This window comes from Bartonella grahamii ATCC 700132, assembly GCF_000518085.1.
Lineage (GTDB): Bacteria > Pseudomonadota > Alphaproteobacteria > Rhizobiales > Rhizobiaceae > Bartonella > Bartonella grahamii.
Genome location: NZ_JACX01000001.1, coordinates 18,226 through 42,556, shown reverse-complemented (window position 1 = coordinate 42,556; position 24,331 = coordinate 18,226). Strand labels below are relative to the sequence as shown.

The following is a 24,331-nucleotide window of genomic DNA, read 5'->3' as shown; positions in this document are numbered from 1 at the left end:
AAATTTCAAAGAGAGGGAAATGATTTTATATCATTTTTAATGACAAAAGCCCTTTTTTATGTATTCTACACAGGTAATTATTTAAAAATGGAATACAAGATTACACCATACTATTCCCATTTTTTTGTATTTTGATCTTATTTAGCAGGAATATATTTGGGTTTGTAATATGTCAGTAAGTGCAGACGATTTAGATATGAATAATGAAGAACAACAGTTCACAAAAGAGTGTGGAAAAATTGTGCAATATTATTCCATTTCTATGTTAGAAAAACGTTTGCGTCAGAATGGTCTGCGTCCAACACGTCAGCGGTTGGAGCTTGCACATATGATTTTTTCTCAAGGAAATCGTCATATTACTGCTGAAGAGCTCTATGAGGAAGCGGGGAGGGCAGGTGTACCTGTATCTTTAGCAACGGTTTATAATACGCTTCATCAATTTACGGAAGCGGGATTGTTACGGATTATTGCCGTAGAAGGCTCAAAAACTTGGTTTGATACCAATACCTCTGATCACTACCATTTTTATATAGAAGGCGAAAATCGTATTCTTGATATTCCTTACAATTTGGAAGAAGCTCCCATTATTAGAAATTTGCCTAAGCCACCAGAAGGTATGGAAATTTCACATGTTGATTTGATCGTACGATTGAAACCAAAAAATCAATCTTGTGATAGGCAGTGAGGATATTCAATGAGGAATAAAAGTTAAACTTGATAAGTTTGAGTATTCACCAACCTTTTACTTTTTCATCAGGATAGATTCCCCATAACTGGGGTTGCTGAAGCCATCCGCGCGTATTATTAATGTTTAGTTCGCACCATTGTCCATCACATTGGCGGATATTACCAATGACATTAGGTTCTACTTCCGCCACAAGTTCTGCGTTATCGGTGGGGTTTTTTCGTAACATCAGCCTTTTTGTTTTATCTTTTTGCCATGGAATAGTTATAGCAGTTCGCTTTCCCGATAAAAGCGACTGATACACCCACCCCTCATCGCCTTCTGCATCACGAATTTTGCGCCATTGATCATATTCTTGAATGATTTCAATAGGTAAGCCCTTCTTTTTGTAGGTAAAAATGATAGAATAGTTGCTTCCTGGTCCGACGCGTACATTAACGCTGGTGGGTTTAATCGAAGCAAATCGCGGAAGTGGTAAACCGCTGGGCCCTAAATTTTGATTAAATGTTTGTGCGTGCAACAAATGAGGTGAACCCAATACAATGACTGTTGCTATTAAGATACATGATGCGAGTATTGAAACGCGAAACCAACGAGAATTTTGCACACTGAACTCCTTTATTTCGTCATATATTGGAAATTTAAAATCTGAAAGATAAGACTAGAAACTGATAAAAATTATGACATATCGCTCGTTAAAGAGATCTAAACAATGAAAAAATTGTTACGAGAATAGCAAAATAAGGAAAACAAAAGTTTGTATTTTTTAGTGCTTATCTTGTTTATGAGGGGATAAATATAAATAAACACTGGACTTTTATGTAGCTGTACGCGTGATAAAACAGTAAAGTATACTGGGAGCATAGCATTTTTTGTACAGGAAATTAGGGCTAAAGTATTGCATCTCTTTTTTGAGTTTGTTTCTCGAAGTAAAAGTACATGTATGCATATTATGAACAAAGAGCTGTTCAGTAAAGGGGTTATCATGTGGCTTGAAAAGAAGTTTTGAATGGACAAAATAATACGATGAATAAAACATTTAAGCTTAAAAATATAAGCAAAATTATGGAGTAGATTGATATATGAAGGGCTGATTTTAACAGGACAGTTTTTCGTGATAATCCATTTTATAAAATTTGCTATACTATAATCTTATGTCATGATAATGCTTATCCGTATGGCAGATAAGCTGGATCCATCATACCATTTACCAGCTCTCAATGTTATGCAGTTCTTATTATTTATGGCGTTCATAAGAAGCATTTTTATTTTTTTCTTAAATAGCTTTTATTCTATTTGCATACTAACCCTGCTTATGATGTACAAGAAAATAATCTTGATTTATTCAATATAAGAAGGTGTTGAGAAACTTCACGTTATTCAGAATTATTACTTAATATGAAAAACGATTACTTATAACGATAAATCAATGCGTTAAAAACTTTAACTCGTTATTTAAATTGTAAAAATATTTCCATCAAAAATGGTAATAAAAGGCACATTCATTTATCCATATTAAAATACAGTGTTTTCTCTGTTTATTGTCAATTTTCTTTTTCTCTAACTCAGTATAGAAGAAAGTTGAATGAAATAGAGGGGCTTATTCGATACACTTATAGGGGTCATTACATAAGTGATGAATAGAAGAAACTTATCAAGAAAAAAGAATCTGTAGTGCAGTGGTTGAAATTCGTCATCGTTTAGAGAGACAGAGTCAAGAGATATAAAAAGTTATGGAACTATATCGTTTTGTTACATAACTGAAGGGAAAGAAGATTATGCATTTGATATCATATTTTTACACACAATCGCATATTACGATAGTTGCTTTTGTTTTGCAATCTGATCTAGGATGTTCGAAAGATGTAGAATATTTAATGACAAAAAAAGAAAATCATCACGAAATTTGTACATAAAGAAACAGTTATTTAAGAGATATCCGGAAGGAGAAAAATTATAGCGAAAAGTGATAATAAAACACCCTACACTCAATTCACATAAGAACAAGTCGCTTAAATATCTAAAGCGTAGTTTGTTATCTGTTTTTTGAAATATAAGAATGAAAAAACCACCCCTATGACAGAAACCTTATTATTTTCAGATAACTAACATATTAAATAACATTGTACACAAAAAACCATACACAAGCAATTTATTGCAATCGCCTATGAAGATAAAATTTTCTGGAAGCTTATTATCTACTGCTTACGCAATTACATAAAGTATATTACTTTACCGCAACAGTTCGTCCGTTACTAACAAAACCTTCTCTTTGCGCACGCTTACGAGCAAGCTTACGTGTACGACGAATAGCCTCAGCTTTTTCACGAGCACGCTTCTCAGATGGCTTCTCATAATAACTACGCATTTTCATTTCACGGAAGATACCTTCACGCTGCATCTTTTTTTTCAACGCACGGAGCGCTTGGTCAACATTATTATCACGAACGAGTACTTGCACTATCTATCCTGCTTTTTTCAGTGTCATAAATGATAGGAAAAACCTACGTCCTTTTAAAGGCATATCCAAAAGGACAAGCACCTATATCACATAAATAAGACATTTGTCTATATCGCTTTTTAAAATTCTGTTCTTTTTGCAATAAAACGCTTTTTATAATGAATGATAGAATTTACGGTTATAAATTTATGAAAGTCCTTGTATTTGATCATTTTCGTCAAGATGAATTTTTTCAGCCGTGGGATAATGGGGTAGTCCCGGCATGGTCATAACATCTCCACAAATGACAACAATAAAGCCAGCTCCTGCGGAGAGACGAACTTCACGTACGGGAATTTCAAAATCAACAGGAGCACCATATTGCTTGGGATCAGAAGAAAAAGAATAAGGTGTTTTTGCCATACAAATAGGGTAGGCACCAAAACCTTCTTTTTCCCAAGATTCAAGTTGTTTGAGAATAGGGGCTGGGATGATGGCGCCACGCCCACCGTATAGCTTTGTTATAATACAATTAATTTTTTGAACGAGTGGAATATTATCTTGATATAAAACTTTAAAATGAGAATGTTTTTCTTCAATCAAGGTAACGAGTTCTTGTGCAAGTTCTATAGCGCCTTTTCCACCTTGTTCCCAATGCTTACAGATAATAGCTTTGTGTCCAGTTGTTGCAACTATTTTTTGTAATGTTTTTATTTCAGCATCGCTATCGCTTTCAAAATGATTGATAGCCACAACACAAGGAATACCGTAGTGCTCCATATTCTTTATATGTCGTAAAAGATTGGCTGTTCCTTTTTCTAAAGCGGTGATATTTTCTTCTGTCAGGTTATTTTTATCCACACCACCATTCATTTTTAATGCACGAATAGTTGCGACGATCACTGTAGCATTTGGTACAATACCTGCTTGCCTACATTTGATATTGAAGAACTTTTCTGCTCCAAGATCTGCTCCAAACCCTGCTTCTGTGACAACATAATCAGCAAGTTTTAAAGCAGTTTTTGTTGCTATAACTGAATTGCAACCATGAGCAATGTTGGCAAAAGGTCCTCCATGAACGAGAACAGGGTTATTTTCAATTGTCTGTACGAGATTGGGTTGTATAGCATCTTTGAGAAGAACTGCCATTGCACCTTCTGCATTGAGATCAGAAACGGTGATGGGCGTTTTATCATAACGATAAGCAACAATAATTTTTTTGAGTCTTTGTGTAAGGTTTTCTAAATTTTCAGAGAGACAAAGAAGTGCCATAATTTCTGACGCAACAGTAATATCAAAACCTGTTTGGCGTGGAAAACCATTTGTTATGCCCCCCAATGAAATAACAATATCGCGCAATGCACGGTCATTCATATCAAGAACGCGTTTCCAAACAATGCGACGTGGATCAATGTTTAGAGTATTTCCCCAATAAAGATGATTATCTATCATTGCGGCAAGAAGATTATGAGCAGCTGTAATAGCATGAAAATCACCGGTAAAATGTAAATTAAGGTCATCCATTGGAACGACTTGCGCATAACCACCACCAGCAGCACCACCTTTTACACCAAAACAGGGACCTAAAGACGGTTCTCTCAAGGTAGCTATTGTTTTTTTACCAATAAGATTAAGAGCATCACTTAGTCCAACTGTTGTTGTTGTTTTGCCTTCTCCGGCAGGTGTGGGATTGATAGCTGTGACGAGGATAAGTTTACCATCTGGATTTTTATCAAGCGATTTTATGTATTCAGAAGAAATTTTAGCTTTATCATGGCCATAGGGAATGAGATTTTCATGTGAGATACCAATTTTTTTTGCAATTTCAATAATATGCTGCTTTTTAGCAGTGCGAGCAATTTCAATATCTGTTTTAGGCATGGAAAAATTCTTTAAACTTAGCTTTTATTAGTGTTCGGGATCTGTACCCCATGGATTAATTAGAAGAATTCATAGAGAACAGAAAGTATTAAGATATCATAGAAGTCGATGATATGCTATGCAAGAGATAATGCTAAAGAGGCACGAGAAGAGTTTCATTGTTTTTTAGGAAAAAGAATTTCTTTGCTTTTAAGCAGTAAAAATATGTTTAATTCAATTAAAAATATCTCGAAAAGAAGCTTTGGTTTGCAACAAAATGCTAATGATATTAATGGATACCATAAGTGTTTTATGGCGGCACATCTGAAGTCCCTATTAAGATGGGATTGCTAGGAATAAAATATCCAGAAACATCTAGTTATGGAAAAATTAGAAATAAGCACGCAAAAAATTATCTAACTGATTAAAGAGTATAATCCGGAAGAGACTAAAAACAAGCGCATAAATCGAAAAAAGAAAACAACACACGCTGCTTATGCAATCGTTATGATTATTAGCTAATAAAAGCACCTTGGAGCTGAATTGAAGGACTCATAACATCTTATTCTAGCAAAATGGCTAAAGAAACGACTCACAACACAATGAAGTAACAAAATACAAAAAACAAAGATAGGCAAAAATAAATCACAAAATAAAGAATTTAAAGAGCCTGAATTTATAAGAAGATATTATTGATAGATGGCGCACCCGAAGAGATTCGAACTCCTGACCCCCAGATTCGTAGTCTGGTGCTCTATCCAGCTGAGCTACGGGTGCATACATTTCAGTTTTTTACATTATCTACGACAAAGGGTTCCTAATCGTTTCATTAAAGAAATGCAAGTGAAACTTGGATAGTAATAAAAAAAACTCTCTTTTTTATGAGATATTTTAAAAAAGGATATAATATATTATGGTTTCAGTTGGTTTTGATATGATCATTTTTTGTTGTGACCGTACAAAGCAATATGAACGATAGTTAACTTGACGTTTTAATCTATGAAAGATAGTCAAGCAAAAATGAGATGTGTTTTTTGCGGTGGGGGGTAAGATATATACACCTGCTGTTTGGTTTTTGTGTAAAACGCCGATATTACTGTTGAAAACTATTTCAGATGAACATGACACAGCAAGGGTGGATGTATGGCGTTATTAAAAAAGAGCTTTCCGTTGGTATTTTTAATCGTCGTTTTAACGGTTACTTATTGGGCTGGAAAAAAGAGTGCAGAACAACCCATTTCTATGGTGGATAAAACAAGAGTATCATATAAAGCTTCAAAGGAAAAAATGGGAAGACCACCGGCGAATGTTGTCGTTGATCTTGTAAAAGTTCAAGATTTTTATGAACAACTTAACGTTCTTGGGAGTGGAAAAGCTCTTGCAGAAGTCGATCTTACCCCTTTATCCTCAGGTGTTATTGATAAGCTTTTTGTATCAGCTGGTACAAAAGTACAAGTCGATGATGTGATTGCAAAGCTTGATTCTAAAAAAGAGGAAATAGCAGCTGCAAAAGCAAAAGTACAACGTGATAATAATGCGTTAACGCTTTCGCGCATTCTTAAATTACGCGCCAGCAATACAGCAACGGAAGTTCAAGAAATTACGGCACGCTTAGAGTTAGATAACGCAAATTTAGTTTTGCGTAATGCTGAATTAGATCTCGATCGGCGAACAATTCGTGCACCGATTCCTGGAGTTGTTGGTATTTTGCCCGTTGATGTGGGGAATAACGTGACCCTTAATACTGTAATAGGCCGTATTGAGAATAGAGAACGTATTTTGGTCGATATATGGGCCCCTGAACGATATGTGTCGCGCATCCATAAAGGAGATGAGGTAACGGCAACATTAACTGCGCAGTCAGATAAATCTTTTATTGGTCATATTTATGCAATTGATAATATTGTTGATCCAGAAAGTCGCACACTTCATGCTCAGGTTGAAATCAATAATGAAAAAGATACGCTCATGTCTGGTATGTCCTTTTCTGTTGCATTGCAATTTCATGGTGGTTCTTTTCCTGTCGTTAATCCTCTTGCGGTTCAATGGAATAGTAAAGGGTCATTCGTTTGGCGTGTGAGAGAAGGAAAAGTAGAGTCTATTCCCGTATCAATTATTCAGCATAAAGCGGATCAGGTTTTCGTGAAAGCTCCCCTAGAAAAGGGTGATCAAGTTGTCATTCAAGGGGTGCAAATGCTTTATCCAGGAAGTAAAGTAACTATTGATGATCCAAAGTCCCATCAACAGCAATTATCAGCAGTTTATGGAACGGATATACAATGAGCCAAGAATTGAGCACAAAACAGCCTAGGTCAAAGGTGGAGCAAGGTGGTCTCATTGCCTTATTTATTCGCAGACCGGTTTTTACTTTTGTTTTAAATGCTATGATCATCATTGCAGGATTTGCAGCATGGTTGAATGTTGATGTAAGAGAATTACCCGATGTTGATACTCCAGTAACAACGGTTGTGACGATGTTTTCTGGTGCATCTGCAGAAACCATTGATCGTGAAGTAACAAAAGTTATAGAAGATGCGGTTTCCCGTGTTTCCGGTGTTAAGACGATTTCTTCAACATCTTCTTTTGGACGCTCTCGTGTGCAGATTAATTTTAATGTCGGTGTTGATTTGAATGTAGCGGCATCTGATATTCGTGATGCTCTGTCTCGTATTGCTTATTCTTTACCAAAAAATGCAGATACCCCTCTGATCATTAAAGCAGATTCGAACGCTGCTGCCATGATGTATTTGGTTGTGACGTCACCAACAATGAGTATTGATGATTTAACAACGATTGTAAACGATCAGATTGTTGATGCAATTTCTGCTGTTGATGGTGTTGGTGATGTACAGGTTGCTAGTGCTCGTACAAAGATTTTTCAGATTGATATAGATCAAGCAAAACTTGCAAGTTATGGATTAACTGTAGCAGATATTTCACGTGTTCTTGCTGATATGACAACGGATGTGCCAGTAGGATCATTACGCAATTCTAAGCAAACTTTAGTCGTCCGTGCCACTGCACGTTTAACAACACCAGAATCTTTTGAACAAGTTGTTTTAAAGCCTCATGTGCATCTTGGTGATGTTGCGCATGTTACTTTATCGCCGGATATAGAAACGGTTATTCTTCGTATCAATGGAAAGACAGGTATTGGATTAGGTATCGTGCGGAAAGCACAATCCAACACGCTTAATATTTCTCAAGGTGTAAGAGCCGTTGTTGATAATCTCAAAAGTACAGTTCCTTCTTCTGTACATATAGACGTTATTAATGACGATGCAATTTTTATTAAAAGTGCCCTTCACGAGGTTGAAGTTGCGTTGGTCATTGCTATTTTGAGCGTTATTTTAGTCATTTTTCTTTTTCTCAGAGACATTCGTGTAACACTGATACCTGCTTTATCTCTTCCTGTTGCCTTAATTGGTACCATTGCAGCTATTTATCTTGTAGGGTTTTCATTGAATATTCTCACATTGTTAGGACTTGTTTTAGCAACAGGGCTTGTTGTGGATGATGCCATTGTTGTTCTGGAAAATATTGTTCGATGGCGCAATATGGGGTTAGGTTCCAGAGCTGCAGCGGTGTTAGGAACACGTGAAGTTTTTTTTGCTGTTGTCGCAACAACATTGACTTTAGTGGCTGTATTTGTTCCTATTTCCTTTCTTCCTGGGCAAGTTGGAGCGCTTTTTAGAGAATTTGGTTTTGTTTTGGCAATTTCTATTTTGCTTTCTTCAATTGTTGCCTTAACGCTTTGTCCCATGTTGGCTTCACGTTTTCTCAAAGAACATATTGAGGAGAAAGAAGAAAAGTCCCATCATTTTACTTTTTTATATAAATTAGGTACTTTTCTTCATAAGGCATATACTTACAGTTTGCATCAGTGTTTAGAAAAGCCTTGGTCTGTTGTTTTTGCTTCACTTATTTTTGCGGGTCTTTGTATTGGAGGCTATATGAAGCTGCAACAGGAATTAACCCCAGCAGAAGACAGAGCTCTTATCTTTTTGGTTATTAATGGACCACAAGGTATTTCAACACAATATTTGAACGAACAGGTAGAGCAAATTGAAGCAAGTCTACAGCCATTACGTGATGCAGGGGAGATTGCTAACAGTTACTCTATTGCGGGTATTGGTGGTTCACCCAATACTGCTTTTTTGGTTTTATTGCTTTCATCTTGGGATGAACGTTTACGTAGTCAGCAAGAAATTGTGAAGGATGTTAATGCAAAGGTTAGACAGTTTCCCGCAGTTTTTGTGTTTGCTGCGGAGGGAAATTCTCTAGGTGTGAGAGGAACTGGGCAAGGATTACAATTTGCAATTCTTGGCAACGATTATGCAACACTACAACCCATTGCTGATAAGCTGGTGAGTGCTTTACAAGATGATCCGCGTTTTATTCGACCACGTCTTACTGTTGATGCAACACAACCGCAATTTTTTATTGAAATCAATCGAAAAAAAGCCTCCGATTTAGGGATTGATATCACCAATTTGGGCGATACATTACAAGCAATGTTGGATGGTAAAAAGATTGGTTCCATTAACGTGGATGATCATTCTTACGATGTTAAATTGATATCGCGTAAAAATTCTATGAAGAGTCCTAGTGATTTAGAAAATATTTTCTTAAAGACTAAAGACAATCGATATGTTCCTTTATCGGTTATTGCGCATTTACATGAAAAAGCTATCGCTCCCCAATTAAAGCGGGAAAAACGCATGAGCGCTGTTATTTTAAGCACAAATCTTGCTCCAGGTATCGCTTTAGGGGAAGCTTATCAAACTGTACAGAAAATTGCTTCTCCTTTGTTATCAAAAGGAATCTACGTGGTTCCCTTAGGAGAAGCTGAAACGCTTAATGAAACATCTTCCAATTTTATGATTGTTTTTGGCATTGCTTTTTTGATTATTTTATTGATTTTGGCTGCTCAGTTTGAAAGTTTTATTTCAGGATTCATTATCATGGCTACGGTCCCATTAGGGATTGGTTGTGCTGTAATTGCTATGCTATTAAGTGGTGTGAGTCTTAATATTTACAGCCAAATTGGACTAATTTTGTTAATTGGCGTTATGGCAAAAAATGGTATTCTCATTGTTGAATTTGCAGATCAATTACGAGATCAGGGAAGAAGTGTGCGTGAAGCCGTAGAAGAAGCAGCAAATATTCGACTTCGTCCAGTTTGTATGACAATGATTTGTGCCATTTTAGGAGGTATTCCTTTGGTTTTAGCCAAAGGTGCTGGCGCAGAAGCTCGTATAGCTTTAGGTTGGGTTATCGTTGGTGGCTTAGGTTTAGCAACTATTTTTACGCTTTATGTCACACCGGTTGTTTATCTTTTTTTGGGGCGGTTTATAAGACCGAAAGCAGAAGAAGATTTACGCTTAACAAAAGAGCTCAATCAAGTTAAATGATGTATCTGATAGAAAAGATTTGAAAGTTTATTCTTGTAAAAATATCATTTTCGGACCTTATCCTTTTATTTTGTATATTCCTTCATTTTTATGTGAGCAGTGAAAATAGCGAGCAATACGAGCAATACAGGAGACGCTTTCTGCTTTGTTATGGTTTGGGCAATAGATTTCATTATCAATAACCGTATAGGATAAGCTTATGGGAGATAGCTTTTCGATTCGAAATGAAAAGGCTTTTGAAGCCACGTTAAAAGCTTTAAGAAACCATGCCGAAAAGGATGGGGTCTATGATATTCGTCGACATTTTGTAGAAGATGAACAGCGTTTTTCCCATTTTTCCCTCAGACTTGATGATCTTCTTTTTGATTTTTCAAAATGTGGTGTGACATTTAAAACATTGCAACTTCTAGATGATTTAGCTGTCGCAGCAGATGTGTTAGGCCGGCGTGATGCAATGTTTTCTGGTAAGGCGATTAATACAACTGAAAAACGCTCAGTTCTTCATATTGCGTTACGTTTACCTGCTGATGAAATTTTCATGTTGGATGGTCATAATCTTATTCGCGATATTCAAGACGTCCTTGAAGATATGGAAAGATTTTCTGAAAAGGTACGTGATGGCAGCTATAAGGGAAACAGCGGCGAGAGAATAAGTGATATTGTCAATATTGGTATTGGTGGTTCTGATCTTGGTCCTGAAATGGTCACATATGCTTTAAAACCTTATCATGATGGTCCACAGTGTCATTTTGTTTCTAATGCTGACAGTGCCCATATTTCTGATACTCTCTCTATTTTGAATCCAGCAACAACGCTGTTTGTCATTGCTTCTAAAACTTTTACAACGGCTGAAACAATGGTAAATGCTCAAGTTGCACGTCAGTGGATTTGTTCACATTTAGGAGAAGAAGCCGTTGGTACGCATTTTGTTGCTGTTTCAAGTGCGCTTGATAAAGTGGCAGAATTTGGCATAGATTCCACAAGAGTTTTTAAATTTTGGAATTGGGTGGGAGGACGTTATTCAATTTGGTCAGCCATTGGACTTGTTGTTATGTTTGCAATAGGTGGTAGAAATTTTCGCCAATTTCTCAATGGTGCATTGCAAATGGACCAACATTTTAAAACTATGCCTTTGCATAAAAATATTCCTATTCGTTTTGCTCTTTTAGGATTCTGGCATCGTGTTATTTGTGGTTATTCATCACGTTCTATCATTCCTTATGCACAGCGTTTAATACATTTTCCAGCTTATTTACAACAGCTTGATATGGAATCAAATGGTAAGCAAGTCTCGCTGGATGGAAAACCATTAAGTTTTTCAAGTGGTCCGATTGTTTGGGGGGATTCAGGAACAAATAGTCAACATGCTTTTTTTCAGCTTCTGCATCAAGGAACAGATATTATTCCTGTAGAATTTATTTTATTTATAAAAGGGCATGAGCAAAATTTACATTCTATGTATGAGATGTTGCTAGCAAACGGTTTAGCACAATCAAAAGCATTGATGAAGGGGCGTAGTATTGAAGATGCTCGGCATATCTTGATAAAAAATGGAGTTGATGAGGGTGAAGCAGATCATTTAGCACTTCATAGAAGTTTTAAAGGAAACCGTCCCAGCATTACGTTGGTTCAAGATTTATTAACACCTTTTTCACTCGGTCGTCTTATTGCGCTTTATGAACATCGTATTTTTGTTGAAGGGATTTTAATGAATATTAATTCATTTGATCAATGGGGGGTTGAACTTGGTAAAGAATTAGCAAATGAGTTACTACCAATTCTTCGTGGAGAAAGTCAAGCGGATAATCGCGATAGTTCAACATTAGGGTTGCTAGCACATATTCAAGAAAGACGTGCAAAATAAATATAATTTGACAGCAGATTTTGTACTAACTAAGCAAAAGTAGAATGAGAGAGAAATATGAGATAATTCTTTGATTTTACTATGCGTTATCTTATTATCTGAACTATATTTATGTAACAGAAAACCAAAAAGTGAAAAAATTGTAATAATGAGAATTTATTCGCACAAACGATAAAGAGCTTTGAAAAGTCTTGAAGATCTTTTGAAAAATGGATTGATACAAAACCTGCTGACAAACTACACTAGGTAAAAATATACAGAATCCACCGGCAAGCTACGATTAAAGACATTTTAATAATATCGCTTTATAAACTTTGGCGGAGAGAGAGGGATTTGAACCCCCGATAGAGTTGCCCCTATGCCGCATTTCGAGTGCGGTGCTTTCAACCACTCAGCCATCTCTCCATAATAAAGTGAAATAAAAATTGGCACTATTTGAGTGTATAAGGGGTAGATAACCTTCAATTGTTTTTGGTACAACCTTTTTTTCTTTTTTATGGGACTTTATTGACAGAGAATAGAAATTCCTTCATATATACGGAACATGAGCGTGGAGAAATCTGCGCGTATTTGTGTTGAAGAAGGTTTTATCCTTCTTTAAAATCTATTACGACTGATAAAAAGCAGCCTATTTTCCCTTATTTCAAGGCAGAAATTAAATAAGAGCTGGAGTGAACGGAAGGATAAAAAATGTTCGCAGTCATTAAAACTGGTGGTAAGCAATACCGCATTGTTGCTAATCAAGTGGTGAAAGTTGAAAAAGTTAGTGGAAATGCGGGTGATGTTGTTGAATTCAATGACATATTGATGGTTGGGCAAGAAGGTAATGCGGTTATTGGTACCCCTGTCGTTGCTGATGCATTGGTGACAGCCGAGATTGTAGAACAGGCACGTGGGCGCAAGGTTATCGCATTTAAGAAGCGCCGCCGTCAAAATTCTAAACGCACGCGTGGTCATCGTCAAGAATTTACGAAGCTTCGTGTTTTAGAAATTTTAATGGGTGGTTCAAAACCTAAAAAAGCAGCTGCAAAGCCGATAAAAGAAGAGGCAACTGCACCAAAAGAAACAAAAGATGCTGCTTCTGTTGAGAAGACGGCTAAAAAAACTGCTGAAAAAAAGACTGCGTCGCAGAAGAAAGCGTCTGTAGCATCAAAGAGTAAGAAAGATTAAAGGAGAGCGTCTATGGCACATAAAAAAGCTGGTGGTTCCTCGCGTAATGGTCGCGATTCAGAATCGAAACGTCTGGGCGTTAAAAAATTTGGTGGTGAGACCGTTATTGCTGGAAATATTATTATTCGCCAGCGTGGTACACGTTGGCATCCTGGCAACAATGTCGGCATTGGAAAAGACCATACGCTTTTTGCATTATCAAATGGAAAGGTTTCTTTTCAACGCAAAGCGGGTGATCGTTCCTATGTTTCAGTTATTCCTATAGTGGAGGCCGCAGAGTAATCTGTAACACTCTCTAGCAATCAACGAGATTCCATTGAATTGTAGTTGTGGTTTTATAAGTATTAAAAGGGAAAGATAGAATTTCATCTTTCCCTTTTTGTTTTGGTACTATAATAAATGTAGAAGATATACGAAAAAGGTGGAATTGGGGAAATGGCTTTTCTCAATGAGGGGGGATTTGTGCGGTGTTATGTTAGTATTTAGTACTGAACGTATTGATATTATGATAGAATTTGTTGATAAATTTCTGTATAATAATAGTAAGGAGAGACTTTCTTTTTATGCATGAAGAAGTGTCTAGTAATTTCTTTATAAGAGAAGCAGTTTGTTTTCAGGAAATTATGAGAAATTTAATGAAAGCATTATTTATGTAATCATTTTGATAAAGATGGATCTTTTTATTGGCATTGTAGTATTGATGAGTTGTCATACTGTTTTTAGGTGGTGGTGTGGATAGGTGGGGCTATTCATTTAAAAGGATATAGGGATAAAAAATCCATAAGATGGCAGTCAAAATTACTTTGAAAGTGACGTGCATTAAGGAGTTTTCGGTAAATCGAGAGTGAAATTATATTTTTAAGGAGGACGCTGTTTAAAGATATAAAAATAACCAATGTGCAATCAGCGCTCTTCAAGAATATTTTTTCTGATTTCACTATTATTTTCTTGTACATTTTTGAAAATAAACAAGCATAAAAGCTGGGGTTAAGGCAATAACTGCTTTTTATTTTTTACTTTATTTATCTTATTTATAGCGTTTTTCTTGATTTTAGTAGTTGATGATGGTGCTTGGGTGATGCTCGTACTTTGCAAATATGCGACAGAGAATATTGTGTGTTTGCAATATTGATTGAAGTAAAGGAGTATCTTAAAATACATAGATGTTATATATCAATAAGTTAGCATAATAGGATGAGCTGCACGGAATTTTAAAGATGATAAGTTGCATGGAGCGATTTATAATTATGTAATGAATTTATAAAGAGGGATAATAGGTTAAATAAACTTTGAGGAATCAGTTAAAATATTAGCTGAAGTTACAGATCATTGGGAAGGATGCTTTCTTTTAGGGAGAATAATGAAAAGTTGTGTTGAATAACTTGGGATAATGAGAGCGTTTTTAAAACATAGTTTTTTAGGTGATTGGTGCTGTAAAAATCGGGGTTTTGTCTTTGTAAAGTAAAAGAGTAAGAGGCAGACTTGCTTATGATGCTTTTAAGCACCTCGCTAGATGATAATATCCAATTGTATTATCGGTTATATTGAGGTATTTAAGCACCTCACTTAGCTACATTTCGTAAAATATAAAGAGAGCTGTGGTGGTATTTATAGCTTGTATTTTGGGAAATGCAGCTTTGAAAAGGAATTTATCAGAGATATTGGTGTTCAAATGTGAGGCAATTTGAATTCATGATAAGATGTGAGAAAGCAGAAGCAATGAATGTAGATTTTATCGAGAGTGAAATCTTGTCTATAAGATCTGTACAACTTGCAGCTGCTTTTGATCATAAAAATGATGCAATTTATGCTGCTGCTGAATTGCTTGTGCAGGTTGGTGCGGTTGATAAGTGTTATCTGGCAAGCATGCTCGCATGTGAAGAAACAACCAATACTTGGCTTGGAAACGGTATAGCCATTCCCCATGGTATGGCTGAAAATCGTGATTTAATTATCAAGGACGCTGTTGCTGTTATACAGGTCCCTGCTGGTGTTGAGTGGCAGGATGGCAAGAAAGCACATTTGGTTATTGCTATTGCAGCGTGTCCAGATCGCTATAGAGAAATTTGTAAAAAATTGACGTCTCTTTTATTTGATAAAAAACAGCTTGAAGTACTTGCAACAACCATGGACAAACAGCAAATTGTTACAACTTTGTTTGATCAAGATATGAAGATAGAAAAAACTTTTATTGGTGACCTTTCGGTGTGTCAGGAATGGACTTTAGATTATCCAAGTGGTCTTCATGCACGACCAGCTTCTCTTTGGGTTGATTTTGCGAAAAAGGCTCAAAATTCTATCAGAGTTCGCCATGGTCAATATGCCGTTGAAATGAAAAATTTGGTTGGTTTATTGCAATTAGGAGCAAAAAACGGTGATGTTCTGATTTTTTCTACAGATGCTGCAGAAGGAGCACAACTTCTCAATGATGCCATTGCTATTGCAAAAAAAGTGAGTATTAGTGAAAAATGCCTGATGAGAGCAATAGAATCTCAAACAAAGGCTTTTCATGGTTGGTATCCACGCTCTATGCAAAAAGGCATTTCTGGCGTTGGAGCAAGTTCAGGATTAGCATTTGGTAAGATTTTTGTTTTAAGGCAAAATGATATTTCTATAATAGACCAGCCAATTGATTTTGCAGCTGGTGCAGCATGTCTTGAAAATGCTCTTACAAAAACAAAACATAAAATGGCATCTGTGATTTCTGATATTACAGTGCGTATGGGAGCAGATTCTGCTGCGATTTTTTCTGCGCAAATGGTTTTACTTGAAGATGAAAATTTAATAGCTCAAGCTTGTCGTTTTATAGCAGAAGGTCATGGTGTCGCTTGGTCTTGGGATAGAGCGGTTCGTCAATTTTCAGATATGTTTTTTAAGGTAGATAATCCTTTGTTAGCAGCACGTGCTGTTAATTTAGTTGATGTTGGTCGACGTGTTTTAGGTGAAATCAATCCATCCTATAGATCATTCTTTTTAAATGATATTCCACATGGTGTAATTCTAGTTACAAATGACCTTTCTCCTTCTGATGTAGCACAACTTGATTGTACAAGGGTAAAAGGATTAGCAACAGCATGGGGAGGTCCATTATCTCATACAGCTATTTTGGCGCGTACTCTTGGTATTCCAATGGTTGTTGCTGCAGGTGATGATATTTTAGCGATACAGTCTGATATTCAGGCTATTATTGATGGCGATAACGGGTTTATTTATCTTGATCCTACGCTTGAAGACGTTGAAGATGCTCAAAGGCATATTGATACTGTTGTGCAAAAACGTGTCAGTGAAATAAGTGCGTGTAGATTACCAGCGCAAACAACAGATGGTCAAAGAATTCGTATCATGGCTAATGTCAACTACGCAAATCAGGTTCCTGTTGCGCTTGATTTGGGGGCTGAAGGTGTTGGACTCATGCGCACGGAATTTTTGTTTTTAGAGAATCCACATATTCCGGATGAAGAGCTACAATTTAATACATATCGGGCGATGATTACAGCTGTAGGAGATAAGCCATTAATTATTCGTGCACTCGATATTGGTGGGGATAAACAGGTTACGCATTTACATTTATCTAAAGAGGACAATCCTTTTTTAGGTGTTCGAGGGACGCGGCTTTTGTTACGTCGACGTGATCTTTTGGTGCCTCAATTACGTGCTTTGTATCGAGCAGCAAAAGAAGGCGGAGATCTATGGATTGTGTTTCCGATGGTAATGTCTGTTTCAGAGATTGTCACTATAAAAAAGATTGCAGAAGAAATCCGCAATGATATTGATGCACCAAAATTAAAACTTGGTATTATGATCGAAGTTCCAGCAGCCGCCATTATGGCAGATGTGTTGAGCGCCCATGTTGATTTTTTCTCAATTGGAACCAATGACCTAACACAGTATACAATGGCTGTTGATCGGCAAAATCCGTACCTTGTGTCTGAAGCTGATAGCCTTGATCCAGCAGTTTTGCGTATGATTTATCAGACTATTCAGGGAGCTTCACAACATAAGTGTTGGGTTAGTGTATGTGGTGGTATGGCTGGAGATCCTTTTGGTGCAATGATTTTGACTGGGTTGGGAATTAATGAGCTTTCTATGATATCTTGCGATATTTCTCCAGTAAAGGCGTGTTTGCAGACTCATAGTTTTGAAGATATGAAAATTTTAGCACAAAAAGCATTACAATGTGAAACTGCACGAGCTGTACGTGCTCTAAGCAAGGATATAAGGTGATAAAGAACATTAAGGGGAACGAGCTAACTCATTTTGCAGAGTAATCAGATCGTTAGTGCTGTAAAACATTATTCTTTTATACGTTACAGGGAGGAGTAGCGTGTGAAAAACACTTTAAGAAAGAATAAATGCCTTTTATACATTCTCTCAAATAGCAAGGGATGTTTCAACATTAGGGGATAAATAGCGTAATGGTACTTGGCTTGTACTTTTTATTTAAGGAAAGATGATGCTATTCAATAGATTTTATACCATTCATAGACACCGTATGAGATAGATGTGACAATCTTTTTATTCCCATTATTGTATTATACAAACCTATCCACGGAAAAAGTTTTTTCTTAAAAAGACAGGATGTGCTTGTTATTCAACAGATATAAGCTCTTACTTTAATAAATGAATTTGTTTTTTGAACTTTGAATGTATAATTTAGGCTTGCACGTTATTTCTTTCTAGGTATAGTGCGAGACTTCTGGAGAGGTGGCCGAGTGGTTGAAGGCGCACGCCTGGAACGCGTGTATATGGGAAACCATATCGAGGGTTCGAATCCCTCTCTCTCCGCCATTAATTTAAAACGAATTTTCATATGCTTGATATGACATAGCTTAAAAAGCTCAGGATTTTTTTACTGTTTGCAATTGACCAGTTTGCGCCGATCTGTATCTGTCATTATGTATACCTAGAAATTGCAGTTGAATTTCCATGAATTTTATAATTTCTAAGTTACTCTCCTCTCGATCTTTAGATAACCTGATCTAGCATAAACGATCTCTTCAAATATCATTAAGGGATTTTTGCCATTATCACTAACTTCTGATAGAGTTTCAGAATTAATGGTGATCATAGTGCTATTTGCAATTCCGATTAACGGGCTAAATGCATTTTATTCACATGAGAGCTAACGAACACCTCAGCTTTTCTCACGCAATGTGCTCATTTCAAATTAATGTCATGAATATTTGTACAAAATCTTTATCTATACAATAATCAAAAAAAGGCTGACGTAATATAATAATTGAAGATCATTCATGCGGCACTTTCTTTTATTTCTAAGCTTTGTATGTAAATAGATAGTCCGTGTAAAATAAATAAAGGGGCGCAAAAACCTATAAATATACACAGGACGTATAATGTAGAAAATGAAAAAAAATTTCCGGCATATAAAAGCACAATAGAGAATAAAGCTGCTATGATGCGTACACTGGCATCGCCTGCCAAAATCACATCGGCTAAATTTTCACTAGGTGTGATAGCTTGTCCAATTGTTATTCCCGATACCCTAAAATAAAATTGCCCAATACCTAATAAAAAGCCCATAATGTAAAGGGAATATTGAGTAAAATTTAAATATAAAACAAAAGAGATTGCGATCACTGCAAAAGCCGGTGTTCCCCATACAAAAAAACGAATTAAAGATGGAAATTTCCGTAAATAATAGGATGAGATAAGACCATTGACTACAAAACCCAGTGCTGACAAAGCAAAAATAGTATTTTGAATAGCTGTAAATTTTGTATTGTCTGATGTTATAGATGCAAGAACAAGTGGCAATAGAACAATAGGACCCGTATAGAGAAAATTATTCAAAATACGATTAATCGTTAAAAAACGCAACGCAGAAATTCGCCAAAGGCATCTAAAACCAACTCCATAAGCTTTTTGAGATGGCTTTTTTAATAGCTCTTTTGTTCTGTTTATTTGTTGTATAGATTTTATACGAAACCATAGGCTGGCATTCAAAAGATAAATAAACACAATAAAGGCTATGGCTATTTTGTGCCCCAAATGCGCAATTATAAAATATATAAGCAATGGGGATATAATAACAAAAAACTGACAGCAACTAGTATAAAATGCAAAAATTCCAGCTTTTTGTTTGGGAGCTGGAACCAGCTGATTCAAGGCACTGTTGTTATTTGGATTATCAGCCCCCATCAAGAGAGCAAGTAAAAAAAATACAAATAAAATAAGTACCGGATTGTTCATAAATAATAAGAACGATAATAAACAAGCGCAAATAATTTGACTATAAAACCCAATTATAAAGCCTTGATAGCGCACCAACACATTTCCCAAACATAAGCCTGCAATTCCAATTGCGATTAAATTAACAACATTTAAAGTAGCAGATGCTTTTCCAGTTGTATCTTGGAATTGTAACAAAGAAAGGCCAATAGATAATACACCACTAGCACAAAAACTCGTCAAACAACCAATCAAAATCATAAGAAAAACAGAATTACGCAATAGCTTTCTCACTCTTAAACAGAGACTCGAGCCATTTTATGATTTTCTCCATTGTCGAAGATGGTTCGGTACTAAATTCCAGTTTTTCATAAAATTTTAGTTCAAATGCGTCATAGGTACTTATTTTTTGCAAGTCATCTGTCAGCATGAATTCTATACTTGATAACGTTGCGCCCATAGATTGAGACAAATAATAGGAAATTACTTTCCAATAATTTTCCAAGACATATTTCAAGTGACAACCATCTAAAATATATTTCGAACAATGGTGCAAAGGATAACAAATACAAATAGCATCTGTTTCATGTGCGGGACAAGAAGAAATATTAATATTTTTATCATTTCATAATATTATAAAAACTTCAGTGAGCAGATCTTCTAAATTTAGTCTAGTCACAACAAGATTGGGTGCTAATTTTTGGGCAACATGAGATCAAGCCAATCTTACTACTAAAGTTCCAAAAACCTTTAAGTCAGATTCTAGATAAGCTTTTTTTAAATTCCCCACCCATATGGTTCTATGACATATAATAATTGGCTCATCTCGTCTGAATGAACAAGATGTAATTCTAAACCAATATTATCACAAAGGTTTGAGCTCTTGAATTGCTCGTATCCTAATCTGGTATTCTTAAATCATTATAGCAACTAAAGAGTTTTTAAGTATTCCAGCTTTTATTAAACTTTGTAATAATGTATTGGAATCTCCCCTTCACGGACTTCGACAATTATTGTATCACCACTATAAGAACAAAAAAATTATCTTTGAATTTGCTTACTTTTAGAAAGAAAAATGAGCAACACTCTTCCTTAACTAAAAGAAACATGCTCTCTACTTTTTTCTTTATGATGATCAAAAACCTATACTGTTACAATTCGATCATCAATTATTAGGATAAATATTCTGCGTTTAGCCTAATAAACTGTTATGATCAATGTTTCTCTCTGTTCTAAAAATCAGCGCTTTTCTTCCTAGAGATACTCGTAATTGCTGTATAATCTTTCCCAAAAAGGCACTCCTTCAACATTGCTATTAACACGATCATTCTGAAAAGTTTTATACATACACACGGCATTATACGGAATGCTATGTATTTTTTTAACTTACTCAACTAACTAACATCTTTTTGATGGGCAAAATAAATCACGAAATTTGTGTGCTGTCACAATTCGAAAAACAATCATATATCTCCCTCTAATGATAGGCAATGTCATTAGAAGAAAGCCTTAACGATATCGGTAGAAAAAATTAACCAGAAAAAATTGCAGCACTGATGGAACCAATTTTATTTCATACCTTGTAACTCTATCTAAATTTTAATCATTTTTGTTAAAGATTCTTATGCAACTTTTTCTACGTTCAGCATTTTTTTCCACTTGTTTGCAACAAAAGATTAATAGCTAAATTCACCTGTGTCATAATAGCTCTTTTTTGGGTAAAATAGAGCTGCTTCAATCTCGACATATAAATATTTTAGTTCTTTTAATATATTCTCTTCAGATGCTTTAGATTAATAACACACCAAAACCCAAAATAAAAAATATTTATTTTACTTAACTTATTGAATATTATTTGAAAAGTATGGAAATAGAGTGATGCAAGAGTTAAGAAATTATTTAAAAGTTCAAATCCACCTACATTAGAGCCATCACGCATGGTAATAGCAGTTGTCATTAGGTATACTAAGTATGCTTGATAACTTTTCTGCTTCATGCTTGTAGGGAGTTTCAGATAGAGATAATAGCAGAATCCATTCGTGAATGCTCAACAATAAAGCTGTAAACAAAATTATTTCCTTATTGTTTAATCCGTTAAGCTTGATCAATTTTTAATATTTGTCTATATTTTCAATTAGTTACGCTGATGAATCTATGTTTTCTTTCCAATTATTGTATTTTATAAGAAATTGCTACGAATAATCCTCTCCAAAGCTGATAATTCATCATCACTGTGTCCCCAAATTGCTATAATGGCAGGGCAGGTATTTAAATCGATGGTTAGGGGTAGGGGCTCATTTTCTTTAAAAAGGAGCTTAAAATGAACCACATTTTCCCAAGAATGAAGCTTTTGTTGCCATACGTTAACATCTTTTATAATATGACCGTCGATCTTGTTGATAAGAAAGATAATACGCCCTTTTTTCTTAAAGCGACTTGGTGTTTGCGAAAACACGCCTGCAATAAGGTTAACGGAGCTTTCAAGTAAATCATCTTCATAGCAATGCGCGAATAAAGTGGGTGCAATTCCTCCGTGGAGGCGGGCTCCTACTTCGATCATCACTGGACCACAAGCTGTTTGCATGATTTCCATATGCGCGGGTCCATATTCAATCCCCAGCGCGCGAATACATTGTTTTGCATAAGAGATAAGAGGGGCATAAGAGGGATCTTGAGCATCAAGCACATCAAGCGATTCATAAACAAAGGCACTTCCATTATAAATACCTTTTTTATATCGTGATAAAGCACATATCTTTATAGCATCTCCTTTTACAATGGCATCTACGATGTATTCCTCTCCCTCCAATCTTTCTTGGAGCAAATAAGTCTCGTTAGGTGTGCCAAAAATATTTTTTTGCGTCCAGTCAATCTCAGAAATCCACGCTGCTACTTCGTCACGGCTAGAGAAAAACAAAACACCATCAACTCCCAGCAGAATCATTTGGCTTTACCACATAGCCGCTGTGGCTTTCAAAATCATCGATAGCACAATTGTCTTTTGTAAGAATTTTTGATCGGATGTAAGATAAACCATTTTCACAAAGGCGCTTTTGCATTGCTGCCTTTTTCCGTCGCCAATCGGTGGTTGAGGGATTATTCCCAGGGCAATTATAATAAGCCGCCAATTGATCTGCACAATAAATACCTCCTTCGGCGCCTGCTACCACAGACTCTATTGCGCCGATAGGAAAGCGTGTCTTTATCTCATCTACATTATGAAGTTTTGCTTCTGCCATGCCTTTTCCCTGATAAGAAAGCATATAGCGTGAAAAAAGATCTGGTTGAGAGACAACCCCATAACAAGCATAGCCTAATTTTTGCAAAGCAGGGCCATAGAGGGCACCCGTGGAGAAAGGGTCGACAATAAGAATAGTTTTTCTCATACTTTGTTCCGCTGCGATAAAAGGAAAAGAACATAAATAAAGATTATTAAGCCTATAAGGGGGAGAAGATAAACAGCTGCTTGAGGACCCATAAGGGCAGAGCTTGTAAGAAGACCAAGGATAACATAACCCTGCCGATTGGGAGAGAGTATAAAGCATGCCGCTATAGCTTCCCACCAGCTCTGCTTGAGCCTCTGTTTTAGTCGCTTCAATCGTATGTTTGCGGGCATTAATTCGCATGGTATTCATTGAAAAGCCAATAAAAAAGCAAAAGACCACAGCCAAATAGGGCGATTGTGTGGTGCTAAAAATAAGATCAGCTACGCTCAACATAAGGGCTGGGAGAATAAATTCAAAGCGAGGGATTTTGATAAAAGCAGCCAAAAAAGCGCCCATGCCCGCAACCGCACTGCAAAGTCCATAATATTCAGAGCCAAAATTTTTCACACTCTGAAAAAGAATGGTTGCCAGCGTATTATAAGCGCAAATATGAAAGCCAATAAGTCCTATGCAGACGCATAAAAGTTTAAGCTCATAAGAGAGTTCATTCGCTTGCGGTGTAGGTACTGGCTTCTTATCGGTTGCAAGTGCTGTGGTATCTGTAGCGTTATATTCATCGCAAAAGATGATATATCCGGCTATAAGGCTTATAATGATGTCAAACACACAAAGTGCCACAATCAAACCATTATAGCCAATTTCAGCCGCTGCCCCTTGAGGGCTGGTCGCTTCTAAGAGATAACCACTCAGTGCTGCTCCCAAAAAAGCGCCAATTTGCACAACTGTTTGCATAATGCGGGAAGCTTTTTGGGCGCTAATATAACCACCAAGTGCTAGTTTAGTATTATAAGTCTCGAGAGTGCTTAAGGTAATCAAAGAGAGATAGCCGATAGAGATAGAGACAGCGATAAAACCAAAGGGGGAATCAGCATAATGGAAAAGAGCAATCAATAAAAGAAGGCTATAGATAATGATCCGCCTTTTGTATAAATCGACTAACCGCAGTGAGGCTTTAATGCGCACAAGTCCGCTTTTTTTTTAAAGGTAAGGCGTAAGGGTGCCCAAAGCCATGGTTATGCCTAGGAAAATCGATGAGGATGTTATGCGATAAGCATTCCAAAGATTACTTAAAAATAGAACCATATCAGAGAGATATAGTAAGACAACAAGCCCATAAAACCGAAACATCAGTTGTTTGTGCACATCATTCCCCCATTTTGAAATCTCTTAAAACACGCAATATTATAAATCAGCACACATGTTTACGAATAATAAATACACACATACATGGCTGGGCATGTCAAGTTTTTTCGGTAGAAAAAA

Annotated in this window: 13 protein-coding genes and 3 tRNA genes; 8 read left to right on the top strand and 8 right to left on the bottom strand. The window is 36.2% G+C overall.

Annotated features, from left to right (window positions below; all coding sequences use genetic code 11):
* Window positions 1-169: 169 nt before the first annotated feature.
* Window positions 170-685, top strand: coding sequence for an iron response transcriptional regulator IrrA (gene irrA / locus U736_RS0100150; protein WP_012754550.1), 516 nt, complete (start codon window positions 170-172; stop codon window positions 683-685).
* Window positions 686-731: 46 nt separating this feature from the next.
* On the opposite strand, the gene U736_RS0100145 is transcribed toward irrA, so the two are convergent.
* The 4 genes from U736_RS0100145 to U736_RS0100120 form a co-directional block, all read right to left on the bottom strand.
* Window positions 732-1,292, bottom strand: coding sequence for an SH3 domain-containing protein (locus U736_RS0100145; protein ID WP_026500127.1), 561 nt, complete (start codon window positions 1,290-1,292; stop codon window positions 732-734).
* Window positions 1,293-2,912: 1,620 nt separating this feature from the next.
* Window positions 2,913-3,146, bottom strand: a complete 234-nt coding sequence (gene rpsU, locus U736_RS0100135) for a 30S ribosomal protein S21 (protein WP_012754552.1) — start codon at window positions 3,144-3,146, stop codon at window positions 2,913-2,915.
* A gap of 186 nt (window positions 3,147-3,332) precedes the next feature.
* Complete coding sequence (locus tag U736_RS0100130) at window positions 3,333-5,006, bottom strand: formate--tetrahydrofolate ligase (RefSeq protein WP_012754553.1); 1,674 nt, start codon at window positions 5,004-5,006, stop codon at window positions 3,333-3,335.
* 679 nt (window positions 5,007-5,685) lie between these two features.
* Window positions 5,686-5,762, bottom strand: a tRNA-Arg gene (locus tag U736_RS0100120).
* A gap of 366 nt (window positions 5,763-6,128) precedes the next feature.
* Between U736_RS0100120 and U736_RS0100115 the strand changes: the two genes are divergently transcribed.
* From U736_RS0100115 to pgi, 3 genes are all read left to right on the top strand, one after another.
* Window positions 6,129-7,268 (top strand): efflux RND transporter periplasmic adaptor subunit, encoded by a 1,140-nt coding sequence (locus tag U736_RS0100115; protein WP_012754554.1) that lies wholly within the window; start codon window positions 6,129-6,131, stop codon window positions 7,266-7,268.
* On the top strand, window positions 7,265-10,399 hold the full coding sequence (locus tag U736_RS0100110) for an efflux RND transporter permease subunit (protein ID WP_026500125.1): 3,135 nt from the start codon (window positions 7,265-7,267) through the stop codon (window positions 10,397-10,399). Before U736_RS0100115 ends, U736_RS0100110 begins: the two co-directional genes overlap by 4 nt.
* A gap of 199 nt (window positions 10,400-10,598) precedes the next feature.
* Entirely contained in the window at window positions 10,599-12,263 is a 1,665-nt protein-coding gene (pgi, locus tag U736_RS0100105) for a glucose-6-phosphate isomerase (RefSeq protein ID WP_012754556.1), read from the top strand.
* Between the two features lie 315 nt (window positions 12,264-12,578).
* Here the strand turns inward: pgi and U736_RS0100100 are convergent.
* Window positions 12,579-12,668, bottom strand: a tRNA-Ser gene (locus tag U736_RS0100100).
* A gap of 285 nt (window positions 12,669-12,953) precedes the next feature.
* Here U736_RS0100100 and rplU point away from each other — a divergent pair.
* The 4 genes from rplU (at window position 12,954) to U736_RS0100075 (ending at window position 18,221) form a co-directional block, all read left to right on the top strand.
* Window positions 12,954-13,433 (top strand): 50S ribosomal protein L21, encoded by a 480-nt coding sequence (gene rplU, locus U736_RS0100095; protein ID WP_012754557.1) that lies wholly within the window; start codon window positions 12,954-12,956, stop codon window positions 13,431-13,433.
* Window positions 13,434-13,445: 12 nt separating this feature from the next.
* Entirely contained in the window at window positions 13,446-13,715 is a 270-nt protein-coding gene (gene rpmA / locus U736_RS0100090; protein WP_012754558.1) for a 50S ribosomal protein L27, read from the top strand.
* Between the two features lie 1,410 nt (window positions 13,716-15,125).
* Window positions 15,126-17,657: a phosphoenolpyruvate--protein phosphotransferase gene (ptsP, locus tag U736_RS0100080; RefSeq protein ID WP_034451432.1), complete on the top strand. Its 2,532-nt coding sequence runs from the start codon at window positions 15,126-15,128 to the stop codon at window positions 17,655-17,657.
* 474 nt (window positions 17,658-18,131) lie between these two features.
* Window positions 18,132-18,221, top strand: a tRNA-Ser gene (locus tag U736_RS0100075).
* 462 nt (window positions 18,222-18,683) lie between these two features.
* Here the strand turns inward: U736_RS0100075 and U736_RS0100070 are convergent.
* The 3 genes from U736_RS0100070 to U736_RS10695 form a co-directional block, all read right to left on the bottom strand.
* The gene (locus U736_RS0100070) at window positions 18,684-19,904 is read right to left on the bottom strand and encodes an MFS transporter (RefSeq protein WP_244596097.1); all 1,221 of its coding nucleotides are present in this window, start codon (window positions 19,902-19,904) and stop codon (window positions 18,684-18,686) included.
* 1,897 nt (window positions 19,905-21,801) lie between these two features.
* Window positions 21,802-22,566 carry an ATP-grasp domain-containing protein gene (locus tag U736_RS12620; protein WP_244596098.1) on the bottom strand — a complete coding sequence of 255 codons (765 nt, stop codon included), beginning with the start codon at window positions 22,564-22,566 and terminating at the stop codon, window positions 21,802-21,804.
* Complete coding sequence (locus U736_RS10695) at window positions 22,547-24,031, bottom strand: hypothetical protein (RefSeq protein WP_244596099.1); 1,485 nt, start codon at window positions 24,029-24,031, stop codon at window positions 22,547-22,549. Before U736_RS10695 ends, U736_RS12620 begins: the two co-directional genes overlap by 20 nt.
* Window positions 24,032-24,331 lie beyond the last annotated feature (300 nt).